The 23990-nt window shown below is 40.6% G+C and carries 28 protein-coding genes, 1 tRNA gene and 2 pseudogenes; 7 read left to right on the top strand and 24 right to left on the bottom strand.

Features of this window, described 5'->3' with window-relative positions; all coding sequences use genetic code 11:
• Positions 1–32: 32 nt before the first annotated feature.
• The gene (acnA, locus tag ATG70_RS06395; RefSeq protein WP_098443513.1) at positions 33–2744 is read right to left on the bottom strand and encodes an aconitate hydratase AcnA; all 2712 of its coding nucleotides are present in this window, start codon (positions 2742–2744) and stop codon (positions 33–35) included.
• A gap of 190 nt (positions 2745–2934) precedes the next feature.
• On the opposite strand from acnA, the gene sspO reads away from it, so the two are divergent.
• Positions 2935–3084: a small acid-soluble spore protein O gene (gene sspO / locus ATG70_RS06390; protein WP_098443512.1), complete on the top strand. Its 150-nt coding sequence runs from the start codon at positions 2935–2937 to the stop codon at positions 3082–3084.
• Between the two features lie 40 nt (positions 3085–3124).
• Here the strand turns inward: sspO and ATG70_RS06385 are convergent, their stop codons facing one another.
• Positions 3125–3382 (bottom strand): hypothetical protein, encoded by a 258-nt coding sequence (locus ATG70_RS06385; RefSeq protein WP_098443511.1) that lies wholly within the window; start codon positions 3380–3382, stop codon positions 3125–3127.
• A gap of 115 nt (positions 3383–3497) precedes the next feature.
• Between ATG70_RS06385 and ATG70_RS06380 the strand changes: the two genes are divergently transcribed.
• Positions 3498–3635 carry a small acid-soluble spore protein P gene (locus tag ATG70_RS06380; RefSeq protein WP_098443510.1) on the top strand — a complete coding sequence of 46 codons (138 nt, stop codon included), beginning with the start codon at positions 3498–3500 and terminating at the stop codon, positions 3633–3635.
• A gap of 34 nt (positions 3636–3669) precedes the next feature.
• Here ATG70_RS06380 and selA read toward each other — a convergent pair whose 3' ends face one another.
• Positions 3670–5061 (bottom strand): L-seryl-tRNA(Sec) selenium transferase, encoded by a 1392-nt coding sequence (gene selA / locus ATG70_RS06375; RefSeq protein ID WP_257147630.1) that lies wholly within the window; start codon positions 5059–5061, stop codon positions 3670–3672.
• Between the two features lie 47 nt (positions 5062–5108).
• Positions 5109–5303: pseudogene (locus ATG70_RS22415) on the bottom strand (Rdx family protein); the annotation flags it as partial.
• 146 nt (positions 5304–5449) lie between these two features.
• Between ATG70_RS22415 and selD the strand changes: the two are divergent.
• Positions 5450–6499 carry a selenide, water dikinase SelD gene (gene selD, locus ATG70_RS06365; RefSeq protein ID WP_098443508.1) on the top strand — a complete coding sequence of 350 codons (1050 nt, stop codon included), beginning with the start codon at positions 5450–5452 and terminating at the stop codon, positions 6497–6499.
• Positions 6500–6533: 34 nt separating this feature from the next.
• On the opposite strand, the gene phnC is transcribed toward selD, so the two are convergent.
• From phnC to selB, 4 genes are read right to left on the bottom strand one after another with little or no spacing between them, the layout of a single operon-like run.
• Positions 6534–7289, bottom strand: a complete 756-nt coding sequence (phnC, locus tag ATG70_RS06360; RefSeq protein ID WP_257147629.1) for a phosphonate ABC transporter ATP-binding protein — start codon at positions 7287–7289, stop codon at positions 6534–6536.
• Entirely contained in the window at positions 7279–7977 is a 699-nt protein-coding gene (gene phnE, locus ATG70_RS06355; RefSeq protein WP_257147628.1) for a phosphonate ABC transporter, permease protein PhnE, read from the bottom strand. The genes phnC and phnE overlap by 11 nt, the downstream gene beginning before the upstream one ends.
• Before the next feature lie 55 nt (positions 7978–8032).
• The gene (gene phnD / locus ATG70_RS06350; RefSeq protein ID WP_098443506.1) at positions 8033–8935 is read right to left on the bottom strand and encodes a phosphate/phosphite/phosphonate ABC transporter substrate-binding protein; all 903 of its coding nucleotides are present in this window, start codon (positions 8933–8935) and stop codon (positions 8033–8035) included.
• Positions 8936–8959: 24 nt separating this feature from the next.
• On the bottom strand, positions 8960–10840 hold the full coding sequence (selB, locus tag ATG70_RS06345; protein ID WP_098443505.1) for a selenocysteine-specific translation elongation factor: 1881 nt from the start codon (positions 10838–10840) through the stop codon (positions 8960–8962).
• A gap of 495 nt (positions 10841–11335) precedes the next feature.
• Between selB and ATG70_RS06340 the strand changes: the two genes are divergently transcribed.
• Both ATG70_RS06340 and ATG70_RS06335 read left to right on the top strand, forming a co-directional pair.
• Positions 11336–11432: transfer RNA gene (locus ATG70_RS06340), tRNA-Sec, on the top strand.
• Positions 11433–12123: 691 nt separating this feature from the next.
• The gene (locus ATG70_RS06335; RefSeq protein WP_098443504.1) at positions 12124–12549 is read left to right on the top strand and encodes a DUF2621 domain-containing protein; all 426 of its coding nucleotides are present in this window, start codon (positions 12124–12126) and stop codon (positions 12547–12549) included.
• A 34-nt stretch (positions 12550–12583) separates the two neighbouring features.
• Here ATG70_RS06335 and ATG70_RS06330 read toward each other — a convergent pair whose 3' ends face one another.
• The 10 genes from ATG70_RS06330 to yneA form a co-directional block, all read right to left on the bottom strand.
• Positions 12584–13072 (bottom strand): CcdC family protein, encoded by a 489-nt coding sequence (locus ATG70_RS06330; protein WP_098443503.1) that lies wholly within the window; start codon positions 13070–13072, stop codon positions 12584–12586.
• A 110-nt stretch (positions 13073–13182) separates the two neighbouring features.
• On the bottom strand, positions 13183–13638 hold the full coding sequence (locus ATG70_RS06325; RefSeq protein WP_098443502.1) for a Na(+)/H(+) antiporter subunit B: 456 nt from the start codon (positions 13636–13638) through the stop codon (positions 13183–13185).
• 20 nt (positions 13639–13658) lie between these two features.
• Positions 13659–14369 carry a cytochrome c biogenesis protein CcdA gene (locus ATG70_RS06320; RefSeq protein WP_098443501.1) on the bottom strand — a complete coding sequence of 237 codons (711 nt, stop codon included), beginning with the start codon at positions 14367–14369 and terminating at the stop codon, positions 13659–13661.
• A gap of 105 nt (positions 14370–14474) precedes the next feature.
• Positions 14475–15353: a M15 family metallopeptidase gene (locus tag ATG70_RS06315; protein WP_098443500.1), complete on the bottom strand. Its 879-nt coding sequence runs from the start codon at positions 15351–15353 to the stop codon at positions 14475–14477.
• A 113-nt stretch (positions 15354–15466) separates the two neighbouring features.
• Positions 15467–15694: a YneF family protein gene (locus tag ATG70_RS06310; RefSeq protein ID WP_098443499.1), complete on the bottom strand. Its 228-nt coding sequence runs from the start codon at positions 15692–15694 to the stop codon at positions 15467–15469.
• A 92-nt stretch (positions 15695–15786) separates the two neighbouring features.
• On the bottom strand, positions 15787–16230 hold the full coding sequence (gene sirA / locus ATG70_RS06305; RefSeq protein ID WP_098443498.1) for a sporulation inhibitor of replication protein SirA: 444 nt from the start codon (positions 16228–16230) through the stop codon (positions 15787–15789).
• Positions 16231–16390: 160 nt separating this feature from the next.
• Positions 16391–16675 carry a HesB/YadR/YfhF family protein gene (locus tag ATG70_RS06300; RefSeq protein ID WP_098443497.1) on the bottom strand — a complete coding sequence of 95 codons (285 nt, stop codon included), beginning with the start codon at positions 16673–16675 and terminating at the stop codon, positions 16391–16393.
• 121 nt (positions 16676–16796) lie between these two features.
• Complete coding sequence (locus ATG70_RS06295) at positions 16797–17033, bottom strand: DUF896 domain-containing protein (protein WP_098443496.1); 237 nt, start codon at positions 17031–17033, stop codon at positions 16797–16799.
• A gap of 66 nt (positions 17034–17099) precedes the next feature.
• Entirely contained in the window at positions 17100–17750 is a 651-nt protein-coding gene (locus ATG70_RS06290; RefSeq protein ID WP_098443495.1) for a YneB family resolvase-like protein, read from the bottom strand.
• A gap of 3 nt (positions 17751–17753) precedes the next feature.
• A complete protein-coding gene (gene yneA / locus ATG70_RS06285) occupies positions 17754–18074 on the bottom strand; it encodes a cell division suppressor protein YneA (RefSeq protein WP_098443494.1) in 321 nt (106 codons plus the stop codon).
• Between the two features lie 154 nt (positions 18075–18228).
• Between yneA and lexA the strand changes: the two genes are divergently transcribed.
• Both lexA and ATG70_RS06275 read left to right on the top strand, forming a co-directional pair.
• Positions 18229–18849 (top strand): transcriptional repressor LexA, encoded by a 621-nt coding sequence (gene lexA / locus ATG70_RS06280; protein ID WP_098443493.1) that lies wholly within the window; start codon positions 18229–18231, stop codon positions 18847–18849.
• 123 nt (positions 18850–18972) lie between these two features.
• Positions 18973–19464: a ferritin gene (locus tag ATG70_RS06275; RefSeq protein ID WP_098443492.1), complete on the top strand. Its 492-nt coding sequence runs from the start codon at positions 18973–18975 to the stop codon at positions 19462–19464.
• Between the two features lie 69 nt (positions 19465–19533).
• Here the strand turns inward: ATG70_RS06275 and ATG70_RS06270 are convergent.
• The 6 genes and pseudogenes from ATG70_RS06270 to ATG70_RS06245 form a co-directional block, all read right to left on the bottom strand.
• A pseudogene (locus ATG70_RS06270) lies at positions 19534–19788 on the bottom strand (AMP-binding protein); the annotation flags it as partial.
• A 194-nt stretch (positions 19789–19982) separates the two neighbouring features.
• Entirely contained in the window at positions 19983–20495 is a 513-nt protein-coding gene (locus tag ATG70_RS06265) for a GNAT family N-acetyltransferase (protein WP_098443490.1), read from the bottom strand.
• Positions 20496–20670: 175 nt separating this feature from the next.
• Complete coding sequence (locus ATG70_RS06260; RefSeq protein WP_098443489.1) at positions 20671–20934, bottom strand: hypothetical protein; 264 nt, start codon at positions 20932–20934, stop codon at positions 20671–20673.
• A 157-nt stretch (positions 20935–21091) separates the two neighbouring features.
• Complete coding sequence (locus tag ATG70_RS06255; protein WP_098443488.1) at positions 21092–21496, bottom strand: VOC family protein; 405 nt, start codon at positions 21494–21496, stop codon at positions 21092–21094.
• A gap of 239 nt (positions 21497–21735) precedes the next feature.
• Positions 21736–23550 (bottom strand): dihydroorotate dehydrogenase, encoded by a 1815-nt coding sequence (locus ATG70_RS06250; protein WP_098443487.1) that lies wholly within the window; start codon positions 23548–23550, stop codon positions 21736–21738.
• A 100-nt stretch (positions 23551–23650) separates the two neighbouring features.
• Positions 23651–23863: a hypothetical protein gene (locus ATG70_RS06245; protein WP_142329561.1), complete on the bottom strand. Its 213-nt coding sequence runs from the start codon at positions 23861–23863 to the stop codon at positions 23651–23653.
• Between the last annotated feature and the right edge of the window lie 127 nt (positions 23864–23990).

The following is a 23990-nucleotide window of genomic DNA, read 5'->3' as shown; positions in this document are numbered from 1 at the left end:
AAAAAAGGATGGCATTTGCCATCCTTCCTAAGTTAATTTGCAATTTTATCGCGAAGAACCATTTGAAGAATACCGCCGTGGCGATAGTAGTCAATTTCAACTTCACTATCAAAACGAGCAAGTACTTTAAATGTTTGCGTTTCGCCTTCTGGAGATGTTGCCGTTACGTTAATTTCATCACGTGGTTTCACGTTTTCTGTGATTTCAACAGCAAACGTTTCTTTACCAGTAAGGTTATACGTATCTGCAGTCTCGCCATCTCTAAATTGAAGTGGAAGCACACCCATCAATACAAGGTTACTACGGTGAATTCTTTCGTAGCTTTCTGCAATAACCGTTTTAATTCCAAGAAGGTTTGTTCCTTTAGCAGCCCAGTCACGTGAACTTCCCATGCCGTAGTCTTTACCAGCAAGAACAACTAGACCTGTTCCTTCTTCTTTGTATTTCATTGCTGCATCATAAATCGGCATAACTTCATCCGTGTTCCAGAATGTTGTCCAGCCCCCTTCAGTGCCTGGAGCTACTTCGTTACGAATACGAATGTTACCAAACGTACCGCGCATCATAACTTCGTGGTTACCACGACGTGATCCGTAAGAGTTAAAGTCAATTGGGCGAACGCCATTATTTTGTAGATATTGCCCTGCAGGCATATCTTTTGCAATGGCACCAGCTGGAGAAATGTGGTCCGTTGTAACGGAATCACCAAACTTCGCGATTGCTCTTAGATCTTTAAGCTCATGAATATCTTCTGGATCTTTAGAAAGATTTTCGAAGAATGGAGGGTTCTGAATATAAGTAGACTCATCGTCCCAGTTATAAAGATCTCCTTCACTTGTGCTTAGTTCGTTCCAACGTTTGTTTTCGTCGAATACAGTTTTGTACTGACGCTTAAACATTTCTGGTGTTACTGTTTCAGCAACGGCTTCTTTCACTTCTTCAGGTGATGGCCAAAGATCGCTTAGGTAAACGTCGTTTCCATCTTTATCTTTACCGAATGAATCAGAATGAAGATCGAAATCTACAGTACCAGCAAGTGCATAAGCAACGACAAGCGGTGGTGAAGCAAGGTAGTTTGCTTTTACTAGTGGGTGGATACGTCCTTCAAAGTTACGGTTACCTGAAAGAACAGAAGTCACCGTAAGATCGCTCTTCGCAATCGCATCTTCAATCTCTTCTTTCAGTGGACCGGAGTTACCGATACACGTTGTACATCCGTAGCCAACCAGGTGGAAACCAAGGTCTCTTAGGTAAGGCATTAGTCCAGACTTATCAAGGTAGTCTGTTACGACTTTAGATCCTGGCGCAAGGCTTGTTTTCACGTATTCAGGAACTTGTAGTCCTTTTTCAACAGCTTTCTTCGCAAGAAGAGCCGCACCAAGCATAACGGAAGGGTTTGAAGTATTTGTACAGCTTGTAATCGCTGCGATCGCAACTGCACCTGTTTTCATCGTTACTTCTTTTCCGTCGTTAAATTTAACAACAGCTTCCTTATCGAATTCTTTCTTATCCATACCTAGACCCTGGTTACCTTGAGGGGCAACGACTGCTTTATTGAACTCTTTTTTCATATCTGAAAGAAGAATCAGATCTTGTGGGCGCTTAGGACCAGCAAGACTTGGTTCTACTGTTCCAAGATCAAGTTCAACAACGCTTGAGAATTCAGGATCTTCTGATTCTGGTGTGTAGAACAATCCGTTAGCGATTGAGTATTCACGCACAAGGTTAATGTGCTCTTCAGAGCGACCAGTTAGGCGCATGTATTCAAGTGCTTCTTCATCAACTGGGAAAAAGCTACATGTAGAACCTTGCTCTGGTGCCATATTGGAAATTGTTGCACGGTCAGCAAGAGGCATGCCAGATAGCCCTGGTCCGAAGAACTCAACAAATTTCCCAACAACTTTTTTCTCGCGAAGAAGCTGAGTCACTTTTAGCGCAAGATCCGTTGCTGTTGTTCCGCTTGGAAGTTCTCCAGTAAGCTTCACACCGATTACTTCAGGAACTGGGAAGTAAGAAGGCTGACCTAGCATACCAGCTTCAGCTTCAATACCACCAACACCCCATCCAAGAACACCAAGACCGTTGATCATGGTTGTATGGGAGTCAGTTCCGAATAATGTATCTGGATAGGCAACATTTTCGCCATCAACTGTATTTTCTTGAACAACGTTCGCAACGTACTCAAGGTTTACTTGGTGAACGATACCAGTTGCCGGTGGAACGGCACGATAGTTATCAAAAGCATCTTGAGCCCATTTAAGGAACTTATAACGCTCAAGGTTACGTTCAAATTCTTTATTCATATTAAATTCAAGTGCATCGTCTGATGCGTATTTATCAACCTGTACCGAGTGGTCAATAACAAGATCCACTGGGATTTCAGGGTTGATTTTATCAGGGTCTCCGCCGATATCAGCCATTGCTTTACGAAGTGACGCAAGGTCAACAACAGCAGGTACGCCTGTGAAATCTTGAAGAATAACGCGTGAAGGTTTAAATGGTACGTCAATATCTTTGTTTTGCTCGCTAGTTCCCCATTTAGCGAGATTTTCAATGTGCTCTTCTTTAATTACTTTACCGTCATACTGACGTAACACGGATTCGAGCAAAATTTTGATCGTGTAAGGGAGCTTGCTTACCTTAGCGATGCCTGCTTCTTCTAACGCCTGAAGACGATAGAAGGAGTATGATTTACCATTGGCATCGAATGTTGCTTTGGAATTATAAAGTTCGTGATTTGCCATATGTAGTTCCCTCCTCCAAATTGCATAACAAAGCGGATGTCGAAAAAACGTTTTCAACTTCCCTTTATCCAGTTTAGTAAATTTCTAAACATAAGTAAATAACAACATTGTTATCGCTATTGATAAGTCTAGCTTATCACCACATAATTTCCCCTGTTCAGGACATGTTAGAACGAGGGAGGTGATAACATTGGGAAAACGTAAAGCAAATGGTGTTCGCCCAGGTATGAATGATGCTGGCGCACAGGGAAACGGTGCTGGCTATGATAATGAGTATGCGCATGAGCATATGACAGCAGAACAGAAACAATATAATAAAAAGACAAAAAAACGCCAATAGAAGCAAAACCCGTCACAATTGGATGACGGGTTTTTTAGTGTCACTCGTTGTTAATTTCTGCTTCAATGGACTGCAGATCCTGTTGGAACTGAAGCAACTGCGTGCGCTGATGTTCAGATGCATTTACTAACGCGCTTTCGATCTGCTGTTTCGCCTCACCAACCTCTTGCTGAAGGTGTTTTAAATCTTTTCCATACCCACTGCTACTTACAACGATTTCTTTTTTAGCATCAACTGCCTGTTCATATCCCTGTTGAGCCGCTTGAAATGATTGTTGCTTATCTTTATTATATGGCATTCATTCAACCTCCTTTTCTATTGCTTTCACCATAGTGTAACCATGTAACGACGTCCTATTCGATCAGAATAACAGCCATCAACCTGTCCATACTAAGGAGTAAGGAGGGATTATTATGACTGAAAGTAATACGTTTAAAGATATTCGTAAAAACGCTCCTAAAGGCCACACTGGTCAGCCTGAACCCATGAAAGGTTCTCATAAAGTTAAAAACAGAAACCATACGCGACAAAAAAATGGTGAAGGGTTCTAAAACTCAAAGACAAAGGCGGCCAAACGGCCGCCTTTTACTCGTTACATATGTTCATCAATTCGCTTAAAAGCACTTCTTCTTCTTCTTTCGTTAAAGTTCTAAGGTCAACTAGAATTTTTTCATCCTTAATACGGGTAATGATTGGGCGATGACGCATTCGAAGCTTTTCTTCAAGTTCATTCACACTGAAACGGCCAGTTCGAATGACAACAACAGATGTTGGCAATTCAACCGCAGGCATGGTCCCGCCACCAACTTGGGAAACACCCACTTCCACATCAATTTGATAATGCGAACACTTCGTTTCAAGTTTTTCTTTGAACTGAAGTGCACGCTTTCGCACCTCTTCTGGCGATACCGTAATATCTCTGATCACAGGGATATTGTTTGCTTCTTCATACAAATGCTCGAGTAAGGTTGCCTCAAGAGCAGCAAGAGTAAACTTATCTACGCGTAATACACGTGCCAGCTGATGTTTCTTCAACCGATCGACAAGTTCTTTCTTACCAGCGATAATACCTGCCTGCGGGCCACCAAGGAGCTTATCACCACTAAAAGATACTAAGTCTGCACCAGCAGCAAGCGTTTCTTGAACAGTAGGCTCTTCTCCAATACCATCTTTTCGATAATCGTACAATGCGCCACTTCCTAAATCCTCGTAAAAAATGACCTGTTGTTTTTTTGCAATGGATGCTAATTGCTCGCGTTCTACTTCTGCCGTAAAACCAACAATGGCAAAATTGCTACGATGCACTTTCATTAACATCGCCGTTTCATCATTCACAGCTTGTTCATAGTCAGCAGGATGCGTTTTATTCGTGGTGCCTACTTCCTTCAAGCGCGCCCCACTCTCTTCCATTATTGAAGAAACCCGAAAGGATCCGCCAATTTCAACGAGTTCGCCTCGTGACACAACCACTTCCTTTTCTTTTGCAAGGGCGCTCAAAATCATGAAAACAGCTGCAGCATTGTTATTGACGATCATAGCTGCTTCTGCCCCTGTTGCCTTGCAAACCGCTTCTTCAACAATGGTGTGTCGGGAGCCTCGCCGTCCTTCTGTGAGGTTATATTCGAGGGTGGAGTAACTTTTGGCTACTTCAATCATATGCTCTATTGCAGCATCGCTTAATCTCGCTCTTCCAAGATTCGTATGTAGGACGACACCGGTTGCATTAATAACCGGCACTAAATTAAAAGCATTTCGCGTTAATTTTTCTTTCACGCTTGCTATAATTTCAACTTGAAAACCATGGCGATCTTGAGCATGTCCGGTATACGTTTCCTTTAGTAAAGCGCCACGAAGCTCGTCCACTTCCTGTTGGACCATTTGTTTGAGAAGCTTCTGAGGGAGGTCGCTCCCTATGTTCTCTTTCAGCATCGCTTCTTGAATTTGATGAATCGGGGGTAATTCTCTAAGTAATTTCAAACTCTCAACTCCTATATCGAAACGAAAGGCACCCTGAACGGGGTGCCTTACTCGAACGTTCTGCTTTCCATTTTCTTAATAAATGATTCTACTTCCGGGTATTGACCTAATTCTTTTTTTGAATGCATCTGCTGATCATTTACCGTCACTTCAAACACACCACCAGAACCAGGTATCATTTCTAGCGAACTAATTTCCTGTCTGAAATGGTTAAATAATGCTTCCGCGAAACTCGCGGCTTTTGGAGCGTAGTTTCACTGCATGCAGAATTCGATCGTTACATGATACTTCATTTAGGCTACCTCCTCTAATGAATTTCAAGTTGTACATACTATATCATTTCAAAAATACGAAGAAAAGATTTATACTCATGGTAGGAGGTGGTAATATGTCAAATCCAGAAAACATCCGTTTAACATCCCTATCGACAAAAGGTGGTTGAGGATGCAAAATCGGTCCTGAGGACCTGACGCAAGTTTTGCGTCAATTACCTAATAAGAAAAATGATCCTAATTTACTTGTCGGTGTGGAAACCTCCGATGATGCAGGCGTGTACCGCCTAACTGATGAACTCGCCATGATTCAAACGGTAGACTTCTTTACACCTATCGTTGATGATCCATATATGTTTGGTCAAATTGCAGCGGCCAATTCATTAAGCGATGTCTATGCAATGGGTGGAGTTCCGAAAACCGTTCTTAATATTGTCGGTTTTCCGATCAAATCTTTAGACCCTTCCATCCTTGCAGAAATTTTGAAAGGCGCTGCTGATAAAGTTGAAGAAGCAGGGGCTGTTACTGCCGGAGGACACTCTATTGATGATCAGGAGCCAAAGTTTGGTTTATCTGTGACAGGTCTCGTTCATCCAGATGAAATCCATATGAACGTTGGCGCTAAGCCGGGAGACGCGATCGTGTTAACAAAACCTATTGGCGTTGGCATACAAACAACTGCCATTAAACCTGAAAAGTTAACCGCTGAACAGCTTCAGCGCGTATCAGAAACGATGGCTGAGTTAAATAAAACCGCAGCTGAAGAACTATCAGGTCTAACACCTAATGCTGTAACAGATGTCACCGGCTTCGGTTTACTCGGACATGCTTTTGAAATGGCAACCGGAAGCAACGTTAGCATTCAGATCGACTATAACAATGTGCCTATCTTACCTGGCACTGTTGAGCTAGCGGAGCAAGGTTATATCCCTGGTGGATCAAAAGCAAATCACCGCTGGATTGCTGAATCTGTCAGATACGAAAACCTCACAGAACTTGAGCAATTCATTTTATGTGATGCGGTAACTTCTGGTGGCCTATTAATTAGCTTGCCTGAGTATGAAGCGAATGAATATGTATCACGGATGAATGCTAAAGGGAAATCAGCTTACATTGTCGGTCACGTTAATGACAAAGGTGCATTTGCGATCACCGCAAGCAAATAAAAAAAGGAAGTTGGGGAATCCCCAACTTCCTTTTTTATAGTTCATACAGCATATCTTCTAACTCCTCAGTAAGCGCTACTGGTCGGTCATCAAATACGACGCGACCTTCTTTTAATGCCACAATTCTAGAGGCATATCTTTTCGCTAGTTTGACATCATGAACGTTTATAATCGTTAATAAGTTCCGCTCCTCATGCAAACGGTGAATGAGTTGAAAAATGCGATTTGCTGTACCTGGATCAAGACTTGCGACAGGCTCATCTCCAAGAAAAATATCAGGCGATTGAGCAAGTGCCCGGGCAATACCAACACGTTGCCTTTGCCCTCCACTCAATAAATCTACCCGCTTATTTAAATGAGGAAGTAGTTCAACTTGTTCGATAACGTCTCTTGCAAGTTTTTTTTCACTTTCATTAAATAAGCCAGCCAGGTTGCGAATGGTTGATCGAGAACCGAATAAACCCGTGTAGACGTTTTGCATGACCGTTAAACGAGGAATCAACTGATGATGCTGAAAAATCATCCCCATACTTCGCCTTTGCCTTCTTAACCCTTCTCGATCGAGCGTTTGGAAAGAACGACCATTATAAATAATGTCGCCTTCCGTTAAAGATTGCAGACCATTTAACGTCCGAATGAACGTTGACTTACCTGCGCCCGTTTTTCCTAATATACAAACAAATTCGCCCCTTTGAAAGGTGAGAGAAACATGATCTAACGCATAAGATTCAGCATTTTGATAGCGCACGGATGCATTCTCAACCGTTAACAACGCTTCGTTACATGACATATTGCCTCACCCTACTTCCGAGAAAATCAACGACAATGACAATGATCATAATCAGCATCACATCAACCGCAACGGTCGAGTATTGGAATGTTTTAAAATGAACAAACAACTGCTGTCCAATTCCTCCCCCGCCAACTAAACCGAGCATTAACGAAGTTCGAATCGCCACTTCAAATCGATAAAAATAATGCGACAGGACGTTCGGCCAAATTTGAGGAAAGACTGAAAATAACGCGCCTGTTAGCGGTCTTGCCCCAACTGCCTTCATAGCCTCCTGAGGGCCTTTATCAGCCGCTTCAATTAATTCTGCAATTAATTTAGAGAGAACACTCGCATTATGAACGATGATCGCAATCGTTGCCGCAAATGGTCCAGGTCCAACAATCGTAAGAAACATTAACCCTAATACGATTTCTGGAATCGACCGAACGAAACTTAAACCAACACGCGCAGACCCATAGAATGGGCCCGCCGTATTTTTAGCAGCAAGTAAGCTAATGGGTAATGCAACGAGTAAACCCACAAAGCTTCCAAGAAACGCCATTCCTAGTGTAACAAGACTTGCTTTTAACATGGTTGGAAGCACCGCTATATTCACCGGAAACCAATTCGACAGGAAATCGATCATATTGTTAAATTGACTAAACTTCCTTACATCAAACTCCGTAACACCTATGCTCCACACCATTAATCCAATTACCATCAAAAATAGAATAAGGTGCCTCCATTTAAACCAGGCCATTCTACTTCGTTAACAACCCTTGCTTATCAGCAGCGCTTCTTATGCTCTCATAATCTTCATTACTTGCTTTCGTAAATCCTGATGCCCCAAATGCATTTAAAATCGTTTCATCTTCAATAGCTAGAAATGCATTCTGTAGCTGATCAATCGTCTCTTCATCCGTTCCTTTAGAAACAGCCCATGGATATTGGAAAAGCTTTTCAGATTCCCAGATCACTTTAAGCTTGTCTCCATCAATTTTCCCTGATTCGAGCAACTGATTATAAATCGCACTATCAATTGCGCCTGCGTCAACCTGTTTATTTTGAACAGATAAAGCTGTTGCATCGTGAGAGCCAGTATAGGCAACAGAAGCAAAATCATTTGTATCCTGATCTTCAAAGACATCGCGATCTTGGAGCTCTATTGAAGGAATTAATGAACCTGATGTTGAGTTAGGATCGCCAAATGCAAAGCTTCTTTCCTCACTATTTTCAAGGTAATCTTCAAGCGTCTCCCACTCATTTTCTGTATTCGTAATGATGTAAGAATGGTAGAAAGGCTCACCGTCGATCAACTGAGTCACAATAGCTTTGGCACCACTTTTCTCGTGCGCAATCACATACGTAAGCGGACCAAAATAAGCCATATCAATTTGATCATAATTCATCGCTTCCACAACACCGTTATAGTCAGGAAACGTTGTAATTTCAACATCACGATCAAGTTTTTCTGAAAGCTCACCTTGAAGCTTCGTCATCGCTTCTTCAATTTCACCTTCCGTTTGAACTGGGATTACACCAATTGTAAAGGCCCCTTCTTCTTTTTCACTATTATCGTTTGAAGCATTTTCGTTCTCATTCGAGCTACATGCCGCAAGAATACCGAGCATAAGCACCATTATAAAAAGAATTGCTTTTTTCATGTTTCTCCACTCCTCAGTTTCAATCTATTTCTCTACTCTCCAATATCTCTCCTGATCTTTTCTTACGGTATATCCTTCGTTATCAAGCTTCTCTAGGATCGGCACTAGATACTTTCGACTTACATTAAGAACATCTTTCGCCTCCTGTAACGTAAAGGCTTGATCTGTTTCCGCTTTTAAAGATGCAATGGTTTGCTTCCAATTTTCATCATGCACATAAAGCTCGTCCGTTAATTTAACCGCAATCTCTTCTTCCAACATATAGTTCTTAAACTCCGTCTTATATGGATCTGGAATTTGCTCCTCATCGATTAAACGATCTACTGGCGAGACGTTAACTCCTTGCTCCTCTAAATGCTTTAGTACCTTTGTCATACGCGTTTTCCATGCGGCCGGCAGCGATGGCTGAAAAGCTCGCATGGAAAGATATGGCCCTTTTTGTTGCAATTCTTCCTGAAGCTGATTGTTCAAGACGGTATCTATTACTTTTTTAGGATAAGTTTTCTTTAACTCCTGCACCACTTCCGCTTTCTGTGGACCTTTTCGCATAGGATATCGTTCATGTGCCGCTTGCAAATTTTTATGAATCGCTTCTACAACTCGTGTAAAAACATTTTGTGAAGTCACACCACCGTCGATAAAGACAAGGTGATCGTCATCCTCAAGCTGGCGGAACGCTTCCTCATTTAATCCAATTTGTTGCATAACTTGTTCTTTTGATAACAGTTGCTCCGCTTCAAGAATTTGCTCAAGCTGTTCAGCTGGTGTCCCTTTCATCATTTGTTCAAATTTCGCGATTGTTTCAGCGCCAAATTTATATTTCTCTCCTGCCACATTAAGAATACTGCCGCCACCAATTGTTTCAACCGGTGAAGGACGTCTCACGATAACGCGATCCCCTTTTTTAGCGGTAATAGGTTCATGGAGTCGAATCTGGCAGAAGAGTTCTTCTCGATTCCCGGCCTCAAGCGTATTGCGATCGAAGAAGACGATCGTTCCTCTTACCTCCGCCGTTCCAATGTGTACCGTTACTTCAGCTCGCTGTTTCAAGTCATGAGACATCGTAAGAGCTTTCGTAAATGAAAGATCAATGGTCGACGTAACAGGATAGTAATTGGAATTAACAATGACTTGTCCCCGAACCATCTGTTGTCGATCTGGTCCTGTCAGGTTTACCGCAACTCGTTCGCCCGCAAAAGCTTGCTCCACTTTTGTACTGTGCGTTTGTATTTGTCTTACTCGCGCTTCTAAGCGATCAGGAAGTAGTGTAACAAGTTCTCCTTCTTTTAGCTCTCCATCAAAAATCGTTCCTCGTGCAATCGTGCCGTGGCCTTGTAAAGTAAACACTTGATCAATTGGTAACCTCAGTGCTCCAGCTTTATTTCTTGAAGGTGTGTTGATAAGAAAAGAGTGAAGGCTATCCTTAAGCTCAGCAACGCCTCTTCCACTTTTGCCATCAACGATATGAATCTTTGATCCCTCAAACCCGGTTCCTTTTATGTATTCAAGAATATCTTCCTGCACGAGAGAAAGCATGTCTTCCTCCACCATATCCGCTTTTGTGATTGCAATAATCGACCGCTGTATACCTAGAAGCGATAAAATTTCAAGATGTTCTCGCGTTTGTGGCATCACTCCTTCATCAGCAGCGACAACTGGAACAACTAGATCAATCCCAGCAACCCCAGCAATCATTTGGCGGATAAATCGTTCATGACCCGGAACATCAATGATGGACACTTTCATATCATCAGATAGTTGAAACGGTGCGAATCCTGGTTCAATGGAAATGTTGCGTTCCTTCTCTTCTTTCAACCGATCTGTGTCAACGCCTGTTAATGCGCCTGTTAATGTCGTTTTTCCATGGTCAATGTGCCCCGCTAGTCCAATCGTATAATAGTTCATGCTTACACCTGCCTATCACCTGTCATCTCCTATTAACAGTAATAAATGTAGGTACAGGATGCAAATTTAAACCATTGTGTTTAAGAAAATAGTGAAATTTCCTTTTATGCACCCCTGTATATTTATTCAATCCTGCATGAAGATAAAGTTATTCACAGCTATCCACAGCCAAAACTGTTATAGCTTCATTTATGACCTGTATCACTCTATAAACTGTATCAGTTCGTTATAGAAAACTGTTCTATTGGTTAATTTGTCGAAAACTCGAATTTCATAAAACAAAACGATTTTTGTCGATTTTCACAAAAGAACGAACTACTTATATTGCAATAGGACTTTATTCGACAACCTTCTACTAAAAGGAACTGCACAATTTCCTTAAAGTAAAACTTTACTACAAAGTTTACTATTTATTTTTCTGAAATAATCAATTTGAGCACTTGCGTTGAATATTTCTATTCATTCAGTTACTATATTAGAAGTACATTATATTTCGGGGCTGGTTGTACGTCTGGTGAGTGCCACGGTCTTCAAAACCGCCTGGGAGGCGCGTGCCGTCTTCGGTGGGTTCGATTCCCACACAGTCCCGCCAATTAAACTTCAATCATTTGCAAGATGATCGTCGCTTCACAAATCGGTCTGCAAAAATAACCTGCTCCCCCAACATTTATTCTGTCAGTCATTTCTGGCTGGGACACATTATTTATGACGAGATTTCTTTCGATCTATTCAGCTTATAACGTTCACAACTTTTCCTCACTATTCTCTCTCTTACATTTTCATTTTTAATCAGTTTACATATCGTAAAAATTGTAAACTTGTCTTGATAAACCGGATGTATTTTTACATGACAGGAATCTTTTCAAGCATTTCCTCCACCATCAAAACTACATCGACTGCACAACATTTTTTATAACACAATAAGGCTATCGATTGATCCCGCTACTCTTCCAATAGAACCTGCTAATATTGTTGATGCTACCTGTGTTGCTGTCACTCCCCTCCCCTCTTCTTAGCAAAGACAATATTTTGATGTATGCTTGAAAGTCAAAATTGAAATGCAAGAATATCTTAATTACACATTCAAGAGCGTTGATCTACTTGAATTTACCAATCCACCCTCATCCAGATTGCTAGTGAATTTCCCATCTAGTTTCAGGATGATGAAACTCTAATTTCTTGGCCCGTCAAACTAACCCGCTACCTCTTGATTAAAAAGCGCTTTCGGCGTATAATGTGACCGTATTCAACCAATTACATTATGATGCCATGAGGTGAGTGCGTTGGCAGGATGGTTCCAGTGGTTTATCGTCGGATGGACAGTAATCTTAATTTCATTGATCGCAATCGGTGGATTCTTTATGTTCCGGAAGTTTTTAAAACGCCTTCCTAAAGAAGATGGCAAGTCTATTCTCGACTGGCAAGAACACTATATTGAACAAACGAAGCATATGTGGAGCAGCGATCAAAAGAAACTTTTAGATGAATTGGTCTCGCCCGTACCTGAATTGTTTCGAGATATTGCGAAGTATAAAATTGCAGGAACAATAGGTGAGCTTGCGCTAAGAGAAAAAGCAAAAAACATGTCTCAAGATCTAATCATTCGGGGGTACATTATCGCGACTCCGAAACGAGATCATAAGTGGCTCGTAAAAAAACTGGATGAAAAGCGAATCGATATGACCCCTTATCATCATTTGCTTCAATAAAAAAACTCGTTTAGCTTAAGCTAAACGAGTTTTTTTATAGTAATGTTTGATGAAGTGTTGTTCCATGCGTTCTACTTCGCTCTGTTTTCTTAAACTGATAATACATTGAGATTCGCCACGGTACAATCATTCCAAATGCCAACACAAAGAAAAGCGAGCTCGTCTGAAGAACTGGTATAGACTCTCCAATGATTAGTTTGAAAATAATCCGAACTAATAGTAATCCAATCAGAATAAACGCAAATGCCTTTGAACGAGTTAAATAGATCTGATTATCTTTAATTTCAAACTTCGACGTACGAATTAACAACAGCGAAAACGCTGCGCCTACTGATAGCGCTTCAATTGCTTCGTACCACGGAACCCTCGCATCTGGAACGACAAACATAAAAAAACCGGTCGCCATAAAAAACGGCGGAAGTATAATTTTCCTTATCGTTGCAGGTTTTTTTGAAGCTTTCAACCTGATTACTACCATCGCAAGAGCCATCATCGCTCCTACAACTGTACTTAAAATCAGCATATACTCATCCCTCACCTATACCGTACTACCCATCATTTCCATTGTATGTGGAAGAGACTAAAAATACAAGCTCACGAAAAAAAGAACGGCATTCCACCGTTCTTTCTTCCCTACCCATTTAATTTGGAAAGCTCCTCTTCTCCTTCATCGGCTGCAATACTTAAAATAATCGTCATTGTTACCCCAACAACAGTGAAATAAACGCCAAGATCAAATAGCATTGCGGTCGCAAGGTGAGAATGTCCAAGAATCGGTAACTCAAAATAAGCATCCGTTTGACTTAGGAAGGGTTGACCAAAAATGAACGAACCTACTCCCGTAAGAACGGCGATCAATAAACCGATCGGAATAAAGTTCTTAAAGTCAATCCGTATCACTCTCTTCATGGTTTTAAAACCATATGAGATATACAGAAGAACCAATGCTCCGGCAGTCATAAGACCTCCAATAAAGCCCCCGCCCGGTGCATTATGACCTGCGAAAAATAAGTAAATCGAAAATCCTAGAATAATAAAGACGATAATGGTTGTCGTCGTTTTAAGTATAAGGTCATTTGTTCCTTTCAAACCAACGCATCCTTTCTTAATTAGAATCCTTGAAAGCCACCAAACAGGTTATTTACAAGGAATGATGTAAACATTGTCATGAAGTTAAAGTAAAGCAAAACGCCCATGACAATCATTAAATACCCGCCAGTCTTCATAATCAATCGGCTATTTCTCTTAATCCATTGCATTTTGCCGATAAAAAAGGACAAAATGAAAAATGGCACGGAAAAACCAAGCGTATACGCTACCATGTACATGAGTCCAGCTCCAGGATTAGAAACACCGAGAGCAATAACAGCTGCCAAAATCGGGCCTGTACAAGGCGTCCAGCCTGCCGCAAACCCCATTCCGATTAAAATAGAACCAATAAAACCAGATGGACGGTTGCGGATTTTTAAGCGACGGTCTTTCATTAAAAAGTTCGGAGTCCAAAAACCAACAACAACAAGTCCAAACACCACAATTAAAATGGCACCCACTTGACGTAGAAGCTCTTTGTACTGAATGAACAAATTCCCAACAAGGGACGTTGACATTCCTAACACTAGGAAAATAATCGAAAACCCAATTAGGAAGAAAATCGTATGAAATATGGCTCTCTTTTGCATCATACCACGTTCTTCTTTCAGGTCATCCACAGAAACCCCTGTGATGTAAGAAATGAACGCCGGGTAAAGCGGTAGTACACACGGTGAGATAAATGATAAAAAGCCGGCACCGAACGCTAAAAACAAGTTCAAATCTGCCATTGAATTACTCCCTGTCTAATGCATGATCTTATCATGTGCATGTGGTTACCTTTTCAACCTTTATTTTAAACGATTTATCTTATTCAAACTATGAACATTCCATAACTATTTTTCTTCAGAGAAAAATTCTTCAAGCGTAACGCCAGCCTCATGAACATCAGCTGCCGCTTCTTTCCCGACATAGCGAACGTGCCATGGCTCATATTGATATCCGGTAATATCCTCTTTCCCTTTTAAGTAACGAACAATGAAGCCATATTCATGCGCATGCTCCGCTACCCACTTCCCTTCTGGTGTGTTACCAAACTCTTCAGTAAGAGAGCTTCCAAGGGAAGGTGTGCTAATATCCATCGTTAATCCCGTCTGATGTTCACTCTGTCCCGCCTGTGCACTTACCTGGTTCGCTACTTCTTCTCCACGCTGCTCAGCATTATAAGCAAAAATAGCTTCCTGGCGCTCATAGGAGCGATAACCTGAAACAGCTTTTAACTCATAGCCATCTTCTTTTGCACCTTTAAACATTTGTTCAAGCGCTCTGGCAGCTTCTTCTACCATCAAACGCTTCGGATCACCTTCAGGGGCATATGTAGAGACGTCTGGTTCCACAAGATTTTTCGGAACAAAGTCAGAAGGTAGATTACGTTCTTTATTAGCAACAACATAAATGCTGTCTGGATTTGTGACCGTTTGATTCTCACCATTTTTCTCGACTGTTTCAGCCATCGTCGGATAGGCTGCTGCTCTCTCTTTATCGTCACTTTGTTGATCCTGCTCTTTATTGCTCTCTTGATTTTCTTTCTGGCTATCGTTCTCTTGATTATCGCTGGCATTTCCATAATTAGTTGTGGAGTTGTTATTCGTTTGTCCACCGTTCTCCGCTTGATTCTGCGGCTCGTTAGACGTTTGCTCTTCATCTCCAGCCTGACATCCGGCTAAAAGCGCAAACGAAAGTCCAGTTGCTACTACTAACTTTTTCATTGTCATGTAAACACTTCCTGATTTTTTATAGTCTAATCTATCATACCATCACACCAATTAGACCCGTCAACCAAAATTACTCCATACAAAAAGCACTCTGCTAACAGAGTGCCATTACGCTATTTATCGTTGTTCGTCATTTGACTATTCATAGCCTTCATCATCTGATTAATCTTCTTCTGAGAAGGTTTCTGCCCCATTTGCATCATCATTACACGAAGCATGTTTTCATTAATAGGGGGATTCTTCTTTAAATAGTCCATCATATATTTGCGGGCAATAAAAAAGCCAAGTGCTACTCCAGCAATCAACGCTAGCACGCCCACAAGCGTGTACATCCACCACATTCTAGATTTCCTCCTTATTCTTTCTCTTCCAATAGTGTACTACAACCCGTAATGATTATACAATAACGTCTACTAAAATAGTAGGAGTTTGTTCAAACTAGTTTCTGCTGTTTGATCGGGTTAAGCCATCCATATCGACCAGATTGGAAGTCAATCGCGAAGAAAGAAGGAGTTAATTTTCGAATCACCTCAAAAAAGACTGTTTCAACTTCAGTACCACCAGTCGCATAGACATTCACTTTCTCTTTTCTCACAAACAAAGAAGCATCGCTTTTTGATTGATTTATACTTAACCGGTGCCCTTCGTTTTTGTATTCGTACGTCCGGAACGCCCCTAGTTCGCTGACAAGATAAGTGTTTAGCTCCTCTTCTGCAATGGGCTCAGTAATAAAGGAAACCTGCTTATCGAGAAGGTCTTTCTCATCCACCTGGATCGCTCGCTTTCTTTCAAGGAAAAGGTGATACAAAAGATGTTCTTTGCCAGCATATTGAGCGGCGATGTGTTGTTTAACAAAATACATTTCATAATGCCTCATACCACTTCCCCCTTATCAGAGAACAAATCATATAAAAAACAGTATACTGCACCTTCTCTAAAAGGATTGTCTATACTTGGAGCGTCACATCACTAGTTTTGTCGAATTCAAAAAAGGACCTGTACTATAACATAGATGTTATAGTACAGGTCCTTGACTGCTATGCCATACTCGGCAGGTCACAAAGAACGCCACCGTTGCTTTCATCATAATCTAATTTCATTCGATCAACAAACCACTGATCATCCGGTCGAACAAAGTAAGTAACGCCCCCAATTTCTTGCTTATAATCATCATATGAAGGCCGGTCAGACATGACTCCAAGGGAAAAACCACCGCTGTCCCCACTTCCTGCATAACGCACAAACAATCTTAGACAATCACCATGACCAAGTTCCATTTCGTTTTTGTAAAACTCAGCTGCAGAATCAGTTACAACAAACATCTTATCCGCCCTCTCCGTTTTTGTATTAGTACATCTTGTTATAGTACAGTATAACGAATATTTGAAAAATTGCAACCATAAAAATAGCCTAATTTTGCTAAATGCAAAATTAGGCTATTTTTTACTGAAGAAAGCCGCGATTTTTCTTGCTTTCTTTTAATTTTTCAGGCGTTACGTCTGTGCCTTCTTCATCCACAACTTTGATGGAGTGAAGCTGGTTACTAAAAGAAGAACGAAGGCTTGCCAGATATTCCTGACGAAGATCTTTTTGTTCTTTTTTCTCAGCATCTGTTAAAGATGACTCTTTTGATTTACGAGATAGCTCGTTAATTCGTTGAATTTTATCTTGAGAAAGCATGTAAAAAAGCTCCTTTACTGCAACTTGTACGTTCTATGCTAACGCATCTTTTTACCATAGACAAGTTTAGTGCTTCTCACTCTGTTCGTCAACATATTCCTTATAGCGTCTATGTACCGTAGCTTTTGATGCATGGTGACCAAAACCTTTAAGCGTTGCTGCAATCTCATGGAACGTTAAGCCACGATTACGAAGATTAACAATTTCTTCGATCGGTACTTCAACACGGTCTCTTCCACCGTTATTTTGATGACTTAAATTTCGCTGCGGTCGATAGCCTTCTTTCACCGCCTTATCCATACCGCGTTTGATTTTCAAGTTGTGAAGCTTTCGCTGAAATTCTTCGACAATACTTACAATTTCAAGCACCATTGAATCAGCTTCCGATAATTGAAGTTCTCCATTTTGATTTACCGTATAAATGGTTCCGCCGTATTTGTGAACGGCATGAAGAAGAGCAATTTTAGCGTTCCCTCGTCCAAGTCTTGTTTCATCTTGAATGAGCAATGCTTCGACTTGCCCTTCTTTTAACAAATCCAGTACCTCGAGTATGCCATCGCGATCAATGTCATACCCGCTGTGTTTTTCTTCAATCATTCGGTGAACGGTAAAACCTGACTGTGATGCAAAACGTTGCAATTCTTCTTTTTGCCTTGCAAGAGACGACTCCTGCGCTTCTTTTTTTGTGCTTACTCGGCAATAAATAACGGCGTTCATTCTTTATTCTGTACCCCCAAGTGCGGTAGCGTTCGCTTCAACAGGGATGATGAGAGTATCTCCTGCTGTAATTCGATTAGCATCTATGCGATTAGCGTCTTCAACCCAGCTAACAAATTTCTGATCAGACAATTCATGTGCGGAACGATATTCATCAGCAATTTCTAAAACCGTATCACCGTGCTCCAGTTGAATCGTTGTATACCGATCATACTCCTCAGCTGCAGCTGTTCGCAAAGATACGAACACAATAATTAACACAGCTACAAAAGATATAATGACAAGAAAATCAATTCCAGACAAGCCCCCAGCTTGCTTTCTCATCCCAATCACCCCATATACGAATATTTGTTCTGTTTTTAGTATAATCAGAACCCCTGTTCGTGTCAACTAGTAACTTCGAACTTATGTTTGTATGCGAACAAAAATTCTGGTATACTAGTAACAAATAGATAGATTGGAACGAGGTGCCAGAAATATGAAACTATCAAAGCGTCAGCAGGACATTCTGGACTTTATTAAAGTCGAAGTAAAACAAAAAGGTTATCCACCGTCTGTTAGAGAAATCGGCGAAGCCGTTGGACTTGCTTCAAGCTCAACTGTCCATGGCCACCTGGCAAGACTCGAGAAAAAAGGTTATATCAGAAGAGACCCAACAAAGCCAAGAGCCATTGAAGTGTTGGGCCTTGATGAAGCGATCGACATCCCACGTCAGCACACGGTTAATGTTCCTGTCATTGGTAAAGTAACAGCTGGTCAACCAATCACAGCGATTGAAAATGTTGAAGAGTACTTCCCTCTTCCGGAGCAGTTCGCTCAGGATGAAGAGCATACATTCATTCTTGTCATCGAAGGGGATAGTATGATTGAAGCTGGTATTTATAACGGTGATATGGTTATCGTGAAGCAGCAACCAACTGCAAATAACGGAGACATCGTTGTTGCGATGACGGACGATGGCGAAGCAACGGTAAAACGTTTCTTTAAAGAAAGCAACTACTTCCGACTTCAGCCGGAAAACTCATCGATGGAACCAATCATTCTTGATAATGTTTCGATCCTTGGTAAAGTGGTTGGTGTTTTCCGCTCAATCCACTAGAAGCGCAAATTGCGCTTCTTTTTTTTATGATCGATTACTACTTGAAGGTCGCTCTCTTAATCGTAACGAGACAATCCACATCTTCATAACTTGTGATGATAGTAAGATGATGAGGTGATTGTAATGGTACAAAAAGAAGTTCAAGAACTTTTAAACACACTGATTCAAATTGAACACATTTCAACCACGCTATATTTAGCGATGTCTGCTTACTTGGATCGAAAGAATTATACTGGAATGGCCAGTTGGTTAAGAATTCAATCTGATGAAGAACGAACGCATCTTCTTACTCTAATTAATTACTTAGCCGGTAAAGATGGCGTTGTTAAATTAGGTGCTCTCCCAGAACAATCGACAGACTTTGGAACGCCGCTCGAAACGTTCCAGCAAGTTTTAGAACACGAACAGTATGTTACGAATTCTTATCGTCAGGCTTATAACTACATCAAAAAAATTGATCCGCAAACGGCCGTCATCGTTCAGGATTTCCTACGCGAACAGATTGACGAAGAAGCACAGGCACTTACGATTGTCGAAAGGCTGAAATTAGCAGGAGATAACACGTCCGCACTCTTACTGATCGATCAAGAACTTGGTCAGAGGCAGCCAGGATAAAATTTCTACTTAAAACCTACAAAAGACCCCAACCTTCATAAGTAAGAAGGTGAGGTCTTTTTATTTTACTTATGTTTTTTGTAATAATCGCTTCATGGGAGAAGTGAACCGCCTGCTCTGCGGACTCTTTTTCACTAGTACAATCAGCAATCGATTTAACGGTTTTTCTTCCTTGCTTGTGATTTCTGCTGCAATCAGCTTTGCATTAATCGGTACAACTAGGGCACCAATTCGTTGAACAGCATAATAAATAAAGAGAAACTCTTTCGTATTCGGCATATAAAGAACCACTTTATCTCCTCGATCGATGACATGCGATCGTAGGGAGGAAGCTAACTAATTGACTACCGTATCCCACTCACTTTAAGATATTCTCTTTCCATTCGATACAATCGCTTCATGATTAGGAAGCCCTCTCGCCTGCATAGACAGCATTTCTGATACATTCATTCCTTCCCCCTCTTTTAATTTCGCTTCACAACTTTCAAGATACCAGGTCATTTCTTAGCATAAGTTAATTATTTACTCCACCGATAGTGAATTAAATTTACTTTTACTCCGTTCAATAGCACTTCATCTGGATCTGTAGAGATGTATGTAAAACCATTATTTTCAAGTACTTTTTGTGAAGCAAGATTGTCTTTCGTTGTCCTAGCGGAGATGTGCTTAATCTTATTTTGATGATAGACCTCATCTAGTACTCGCTTGACACCTAATGTAGCCATACCTTTACCAGACTGATTTTCACTAATTCTGTAGCCAAGCTCGACGCTCTGGTTAGAGTGATTAAAATCAACTAAATTAATTCTTCCTATAATCGTGCCATTTTCATCTCTTACAAGATAAAAGGTCGATAAACCCAGAGATTGCTCAGTTATTAATTGTACGAGCTTATCGTTAAACGTCTCAAACTTATAATAATCCTCACCACGATCTGGGACCATCTTATTGAAAAAGCTTCTGTTTGCGACCTCAAAGTGAAACAATGATTCCGCATCACTTTCTTGAAGTCTATGTATTCTAACTTCCATCTTGTTTTCCCCCATGCTAAATCATTTGTTATAAAAGAACTTTACCGATCATGAATCGATCCATGCAGTGATCAAAATTCCTCCAAGGAGCAAAGCTAAGAACACTGTGACAATCAGAGCCAGTTTAATGTTTTTTGGCATATAATTACTTACACCCTTTCAGCCAAACAACAGATTAAGTCTTGTTTTCAGTTTTGAAGGTGTACTTAGTAAAATAAGCACCGAGTAAGAGAAAAACCATCATCGCAACCCAGTTGATCATTCCCATGAAATCAAACCAGTAAGCTAAAAGGTTCACGATCGCAATGAGAAAGAGAAACATTGGTGTTAAGGCACTTCTTATACCGGTCAAACCAGCCGCTTTTCTTTTACGAAAAACGATAAATGTGGCTATAATTAAGGCTGTAACCGTTATAATTGTTAAGATAACAGGTGTCATTTGCGCTCTCCTCCTTTTTAACGTGGTGTCCGCTTTACGTAATTTTGGTGTAAGCAGTTTCAATATAATAAATCATTTTTATCTTCACCATTGATTTTAACATATTATTCCATTCCCGATTCCAACTACAAATTTAAAAGTTAGGTATCGATTAAGTTTAAATCCCTTCTGTATTCATTAATACAACTCTCCAGCCATCAGGATCTTCAATCGTTAATCCTTTCTTTTTCCAATACACATTTTCTGGTTCTACCTCCCTATGCCCCATTTGTTGAAGCCTTTCTGCTACGCTTTTCAGCTCTTCTCCATTTGGAATATAGAAAACAATCAAGTTATCAGCAGTAGGAGCAGGGCAAGGGCTACCTTCTTCATGTGACGTGAACTCTAGTTGATAGGATAGTTGTGGTAAACCATATACCACGCCCGTATATCCTTCATGTCCTGTGAATTCAGCTACTCGCTGCAAACCTAATCCATGTTCGTAAAACTGAATAATCTTATCAAATTGATCGGTCGGCCTAGCTATTCGAACTTGAACTGCGTTAAAATCTTGAAATTTCATCGTCGTTCCCTCCAATTACTATATATAAGCACGATACTTCCAAAAATCTAATTGAGACATACTTATATTTTAAGCTTTCTTCAGCGTCATAGCGCTAGTACAATGAATGAACTTCTCTACGACTTTAGGATGAAATTAGGAAATAATTCATATAAAAAAGCCGAAGCACCCTAAAGTGAACTTCAGCTTCCGATTAAAATAGGACTCCATTGAACAATCGAGAATCCACTTCTAATTCTTCAATATGAATACTTCCCCATCAAATAACTTTTTGAAAAGTACAACCCTCCAAAGAATAGCGCAAGAACGATGTAGGCCGGTAGCAAGTGAATAAACGTCGTGTAGCCAATCATGATGTGTACATAAATTCCTGCTACAAACGCAGGTAAACCTCCTATAAGAAACATCCACCATAGCCAGGTATTCCCCGATTGGAAGCCCCAGAGAGCAGACATTAGCACTAACAATCCAACGCTCATCATCGCTCCTCCGAATCCAGCACGGTCGTGGGCGATGACAGAGATCAACCGATCATTGAATGAGTGAATCAGATCCGCTGGCATGCAGATGTATTGTAAATCCGTTGGCACAAATACCCCTGCCACACCAATTCCAGAAATAATCACTCCACCAAGAACAAATGAAAATCCAAGCATAACAAAACAAAATTGCCCCATAATGCCTTTACGCCATGCCAGGTCATTTCGACGGTTGCGTGATTTCGGCGTCCTCTTTATCCCTTTCGTTTTCACATATCCTCTCAAGTAAAAGGGTAATAGTATAATCCAAAACAGCAAGTGTAGCCAATCGAAGTAGCCATAGCCAATGAAAAGCAAGATACCTAGAAAACCGATAATTGCCGCAATATCAATCGCCTGCTTCGCCCACAGCAAACCGTTTTTAACTCCGTAATAAGACAACGTCATATAAACAATGCCACCAGAAATCATCGTTCCAGCTAACGTCATTCGGTCATGTGCCATAAACCATAAGAGTCGTTCATTAAAGAGCAGAAGCTCCTCACGAGTTAGCTGCATGAAGCTTTCATCATAAGGTAAAACAATCGAAGTGAGACTTAACACTAAAGCAATCAAGCCACCAATCATGATGAATAATCCAAACAAGAAGTAGTCTTTCCATCCACTAAGTTCTTCTTGAAATGCGCTCTCATCGTTGATCGCTTCATAAATTCTCTTAGGCAAGCCTGGCCCAACTTCGACATATTCACCCGATAGGAACAACAAATCAGCACCATGATTTAATAGCTGTACAGCATCATCTGGCTCTTTCACTCCACCCACGGTCACCAGTCTTAATGAAGGATATTCATTTTGACAATAGACAATCGCTTCCTTATGTATCGCAAGATTTGCCAACGTATCCAAACCTTGCACTTCATCAATCACAACACCCGTTATGTATGGAAAAATAGAATGCAAGTCAGCCTTTTCAATTTGATTACCTGGCACGCGAATATAAATGCTTTTCCATTCTCGAATGGACCTCAGCACATCCATATTCGTAAAATCGATTTCACTATAATCAATTTCATAAACACCGTTATAAGGTTTTAAAGCTCTAGCGATCTCAATTAGCTCAGCGTTTGTACCGCTTAACTGGAACATAGCGGGCTGAACCAGCTTGGATTGACCTAACCGTTGAAGGGTCTTTACAAGACCCGCTCTCTCTCCCTGTTTAGAAAGAGCAATACTTCCATTCTGAAGCCTTGTTGGTTTTGTGTATTTTTCAGATGGCTCTTTCGTAATCGGACCAATTTCAATACAGCCAAACCCTAAGTGGCTAAATCCTTTTAAACCAGAAAGTCTGGGATCAATTTTGCTAGATAGCCCCACACAGCCTGGAAAAGTAATGTCCTCGATCTTAACCATCAGCTCATCGGAAACCTCTTCTCTGCCTAAAAAGTGAATGAGATGCTGTCCACCTGGAAGTGAAGCAATACAATTCATGGACTGATGTATAAACTCTCGTGAAAATTCGGGACACCATTTTGATAGAAAAGGTTTAAATATCACATGATAGGACCAGTCGGGCATATGATCTCCCTTTCTAGTTTACATAATTTAATTATAGTTTACTAAGTTGCGAAATAAGGTGTATTCTGAGGCGCAGTCTTTTTCATTAGTTTATATTTTTTTATAATAAATCAGTCATTAACACAATGAAAAGAATGACTGCTGTAACAATGTATGTATTGGCTATTTTTTTATTTTGTTTTTCTTCTCTAATTTTTTCTATTCCAAATAACAGAAACATAACAAACAAAAATGATATAAAGACTTGACTAGAAATCGCGTTAGGAAAAATAAAAAAATGAGAGAAAGCCATTCCTATTGCTACGATTGCCAATAACAAATTCACTTTTCTTAAAAGAGTCAAAGAAATCACGCCTTTCTAATGAATCGTTCTTTAACTAGTCAGCGGCACTGTTTTTTTATATTTATTGTAAGGAACTAGGAATTTTACTTTCTAAGAA

Source organism: Bacillus sp. es.036, from assembly GCF_002563635.1.
In the GTDB taxonomy this organism is placed as follows: Bacteria; Bacillota; Bacilli; order Bacillales; family Guptibacillaceae; genus Guptibacillus.
The sequence above is the reverse complement of the archived record's forward strand: the minus strand, read 5'-3'. Positions and strand labels throughout refer to the sequence as shown.

Coding starts and splice junctions, on each gene's coding strand:
- selB (WP_098443505.1), bottom strand. CDS start 10,840: ATGAACTATTATACGATTGGACTAGCGGGGCACATTGACCATGGAAAA.
- ATG70_RS06385 (WP_098443511.1), bottom strand. CDS start 3,382: ATGCCATATAATAAAGATAAGCAACAATCATTTCAAGCGGCTCAACAG.
- sirA (WP_098443498.1), bottom strand. CDS start 16,230: ATGAGGCATTATGAAATGTATTTTGTTAAACAACACATCGCCGCTCAA.
- ATG70_RS06260 (WP_098443489.1), bottom strand. CDS start 20,934: ATGACACCTGTTATCTTAACAATTATAACGGTTACAGCCTTAATTATA.
- lexA (WP_098443493.1), top strand. CDS start 18,229: ATGAAACTATCAAAGCGTCAGCAGGACATTCTGGACTTTATTAAAGTC.
- ATG70_RS06275 (WP_098443492.1), top strand. CDS start 18,973: ATGGTACAAAAAGAAGTTCAAGAACTTTTAAACACACTGATTCAAATT.
- phnC (WP_257147629.1), bottom strand. CDS start 7,289: ATGTCATGTAACGAAGCGTTGTTAACGGTTGAGAATGCATCCGTGCGC.
- ATG70_RS06320 (WP_098443501.1), bottom strand. CDS start 14,369: ATGGCAGATTTGAACTTGTTTTTAGCGTTCGGTGCCGGCTTTTTATCA.
- phnD (WP_098443506.1), bottom strand. CDS start 8,935: ATGAAAAAAGCAATTCTTTTTATAATGGTGCTTATGCTCGGTATTCTT.
- ATG70_RS06250 (WP_098443487.1), bottom strand. CDS start 23,550: ATGCCCGACTGGTCCTATCATGTGATATTTAAACCTTTTCTATCAAAA.
- ATG70_RS06290 (WP_098443495.1), bottom strand. CDS start 17,750: ATGAACGCCGTTATTTATTGCCGAGTAAGCACAAAAAAAGAAGCGCAG.
- acnA (WP_098443513.1), bottom strand. CDS start 2,744: ATGGCAAATCACGAACTTTATAATTCCAAAGCAACATTCGATGCCAAT.
- ATG70_RS06315 (WP_098443500.1), bottom strand. CDS start 15,353: ATGACAATGAAAAAGTTAGTAGTAGCAACTGGACTTTCGTTTGCGCTT.
- ATG70_RS06265 (WP_098443490.1), bottom strand. CDS start 20,495: ATGGAAGTTAGAATACATAGACTTCAAGAAAGTGATGCGGAATCATTG.
- ATG70_RS06255 (WP_098443488.1), bottom strand. CDS start 21,496: ATGAAATTTCAAGATTTTAACGCAGTTCAAGTTCGAATAGCTAGGCCG.
- ATG70_RS06380 (WP_098443510.1), top strand. CDS start 3,498: ATGACTGAAAGTAATACGTTTAAAGATATTCGTAAAAACGCTCCTAAA.
- ATG70_RS06300 (WP_098443497.1), bottom strand. CDS start 16,675: ATGTTTGTTGTAACTGATTCTGCAGCTGAGTTTTACAAAAACGAAATG.
- phnE (WP_257147628.1), bottom strand. CDS start 7,977: ATGGTGTGGAGCATAGGTGTTACGGAGTTTGATGTAAGGAAGTTTAGT.
- ATG70_RS06310 (WP_098443499.1), bottom strand. CDS start 15,694: ATGTGGTGGATGTACACGCTTGTGGGCGTGCTAGCGTTGATTGCTGGA.
- ATG70_RS06330 (WP_098443503.1), bottom strand. CDS start 13,072: ATGCTGATTTTAAGTACAGTTGTAGGAGCGATGATGGCTCTTGCGATG.
- yneA (WP_098443494.1), bottom strand. CDS start 18,074: ATGAGAAAGCAAGCTGGGGGCTTGTCTGGAATTGATTTTCTTGTCATT.
- ATG70_RS06295 (WP_098443496.1), bottom strand. CDS start 17,033: ATGCTTTCTCAAGATAAAATTCAACGAATTAACGAGCTATCTCGTAAA.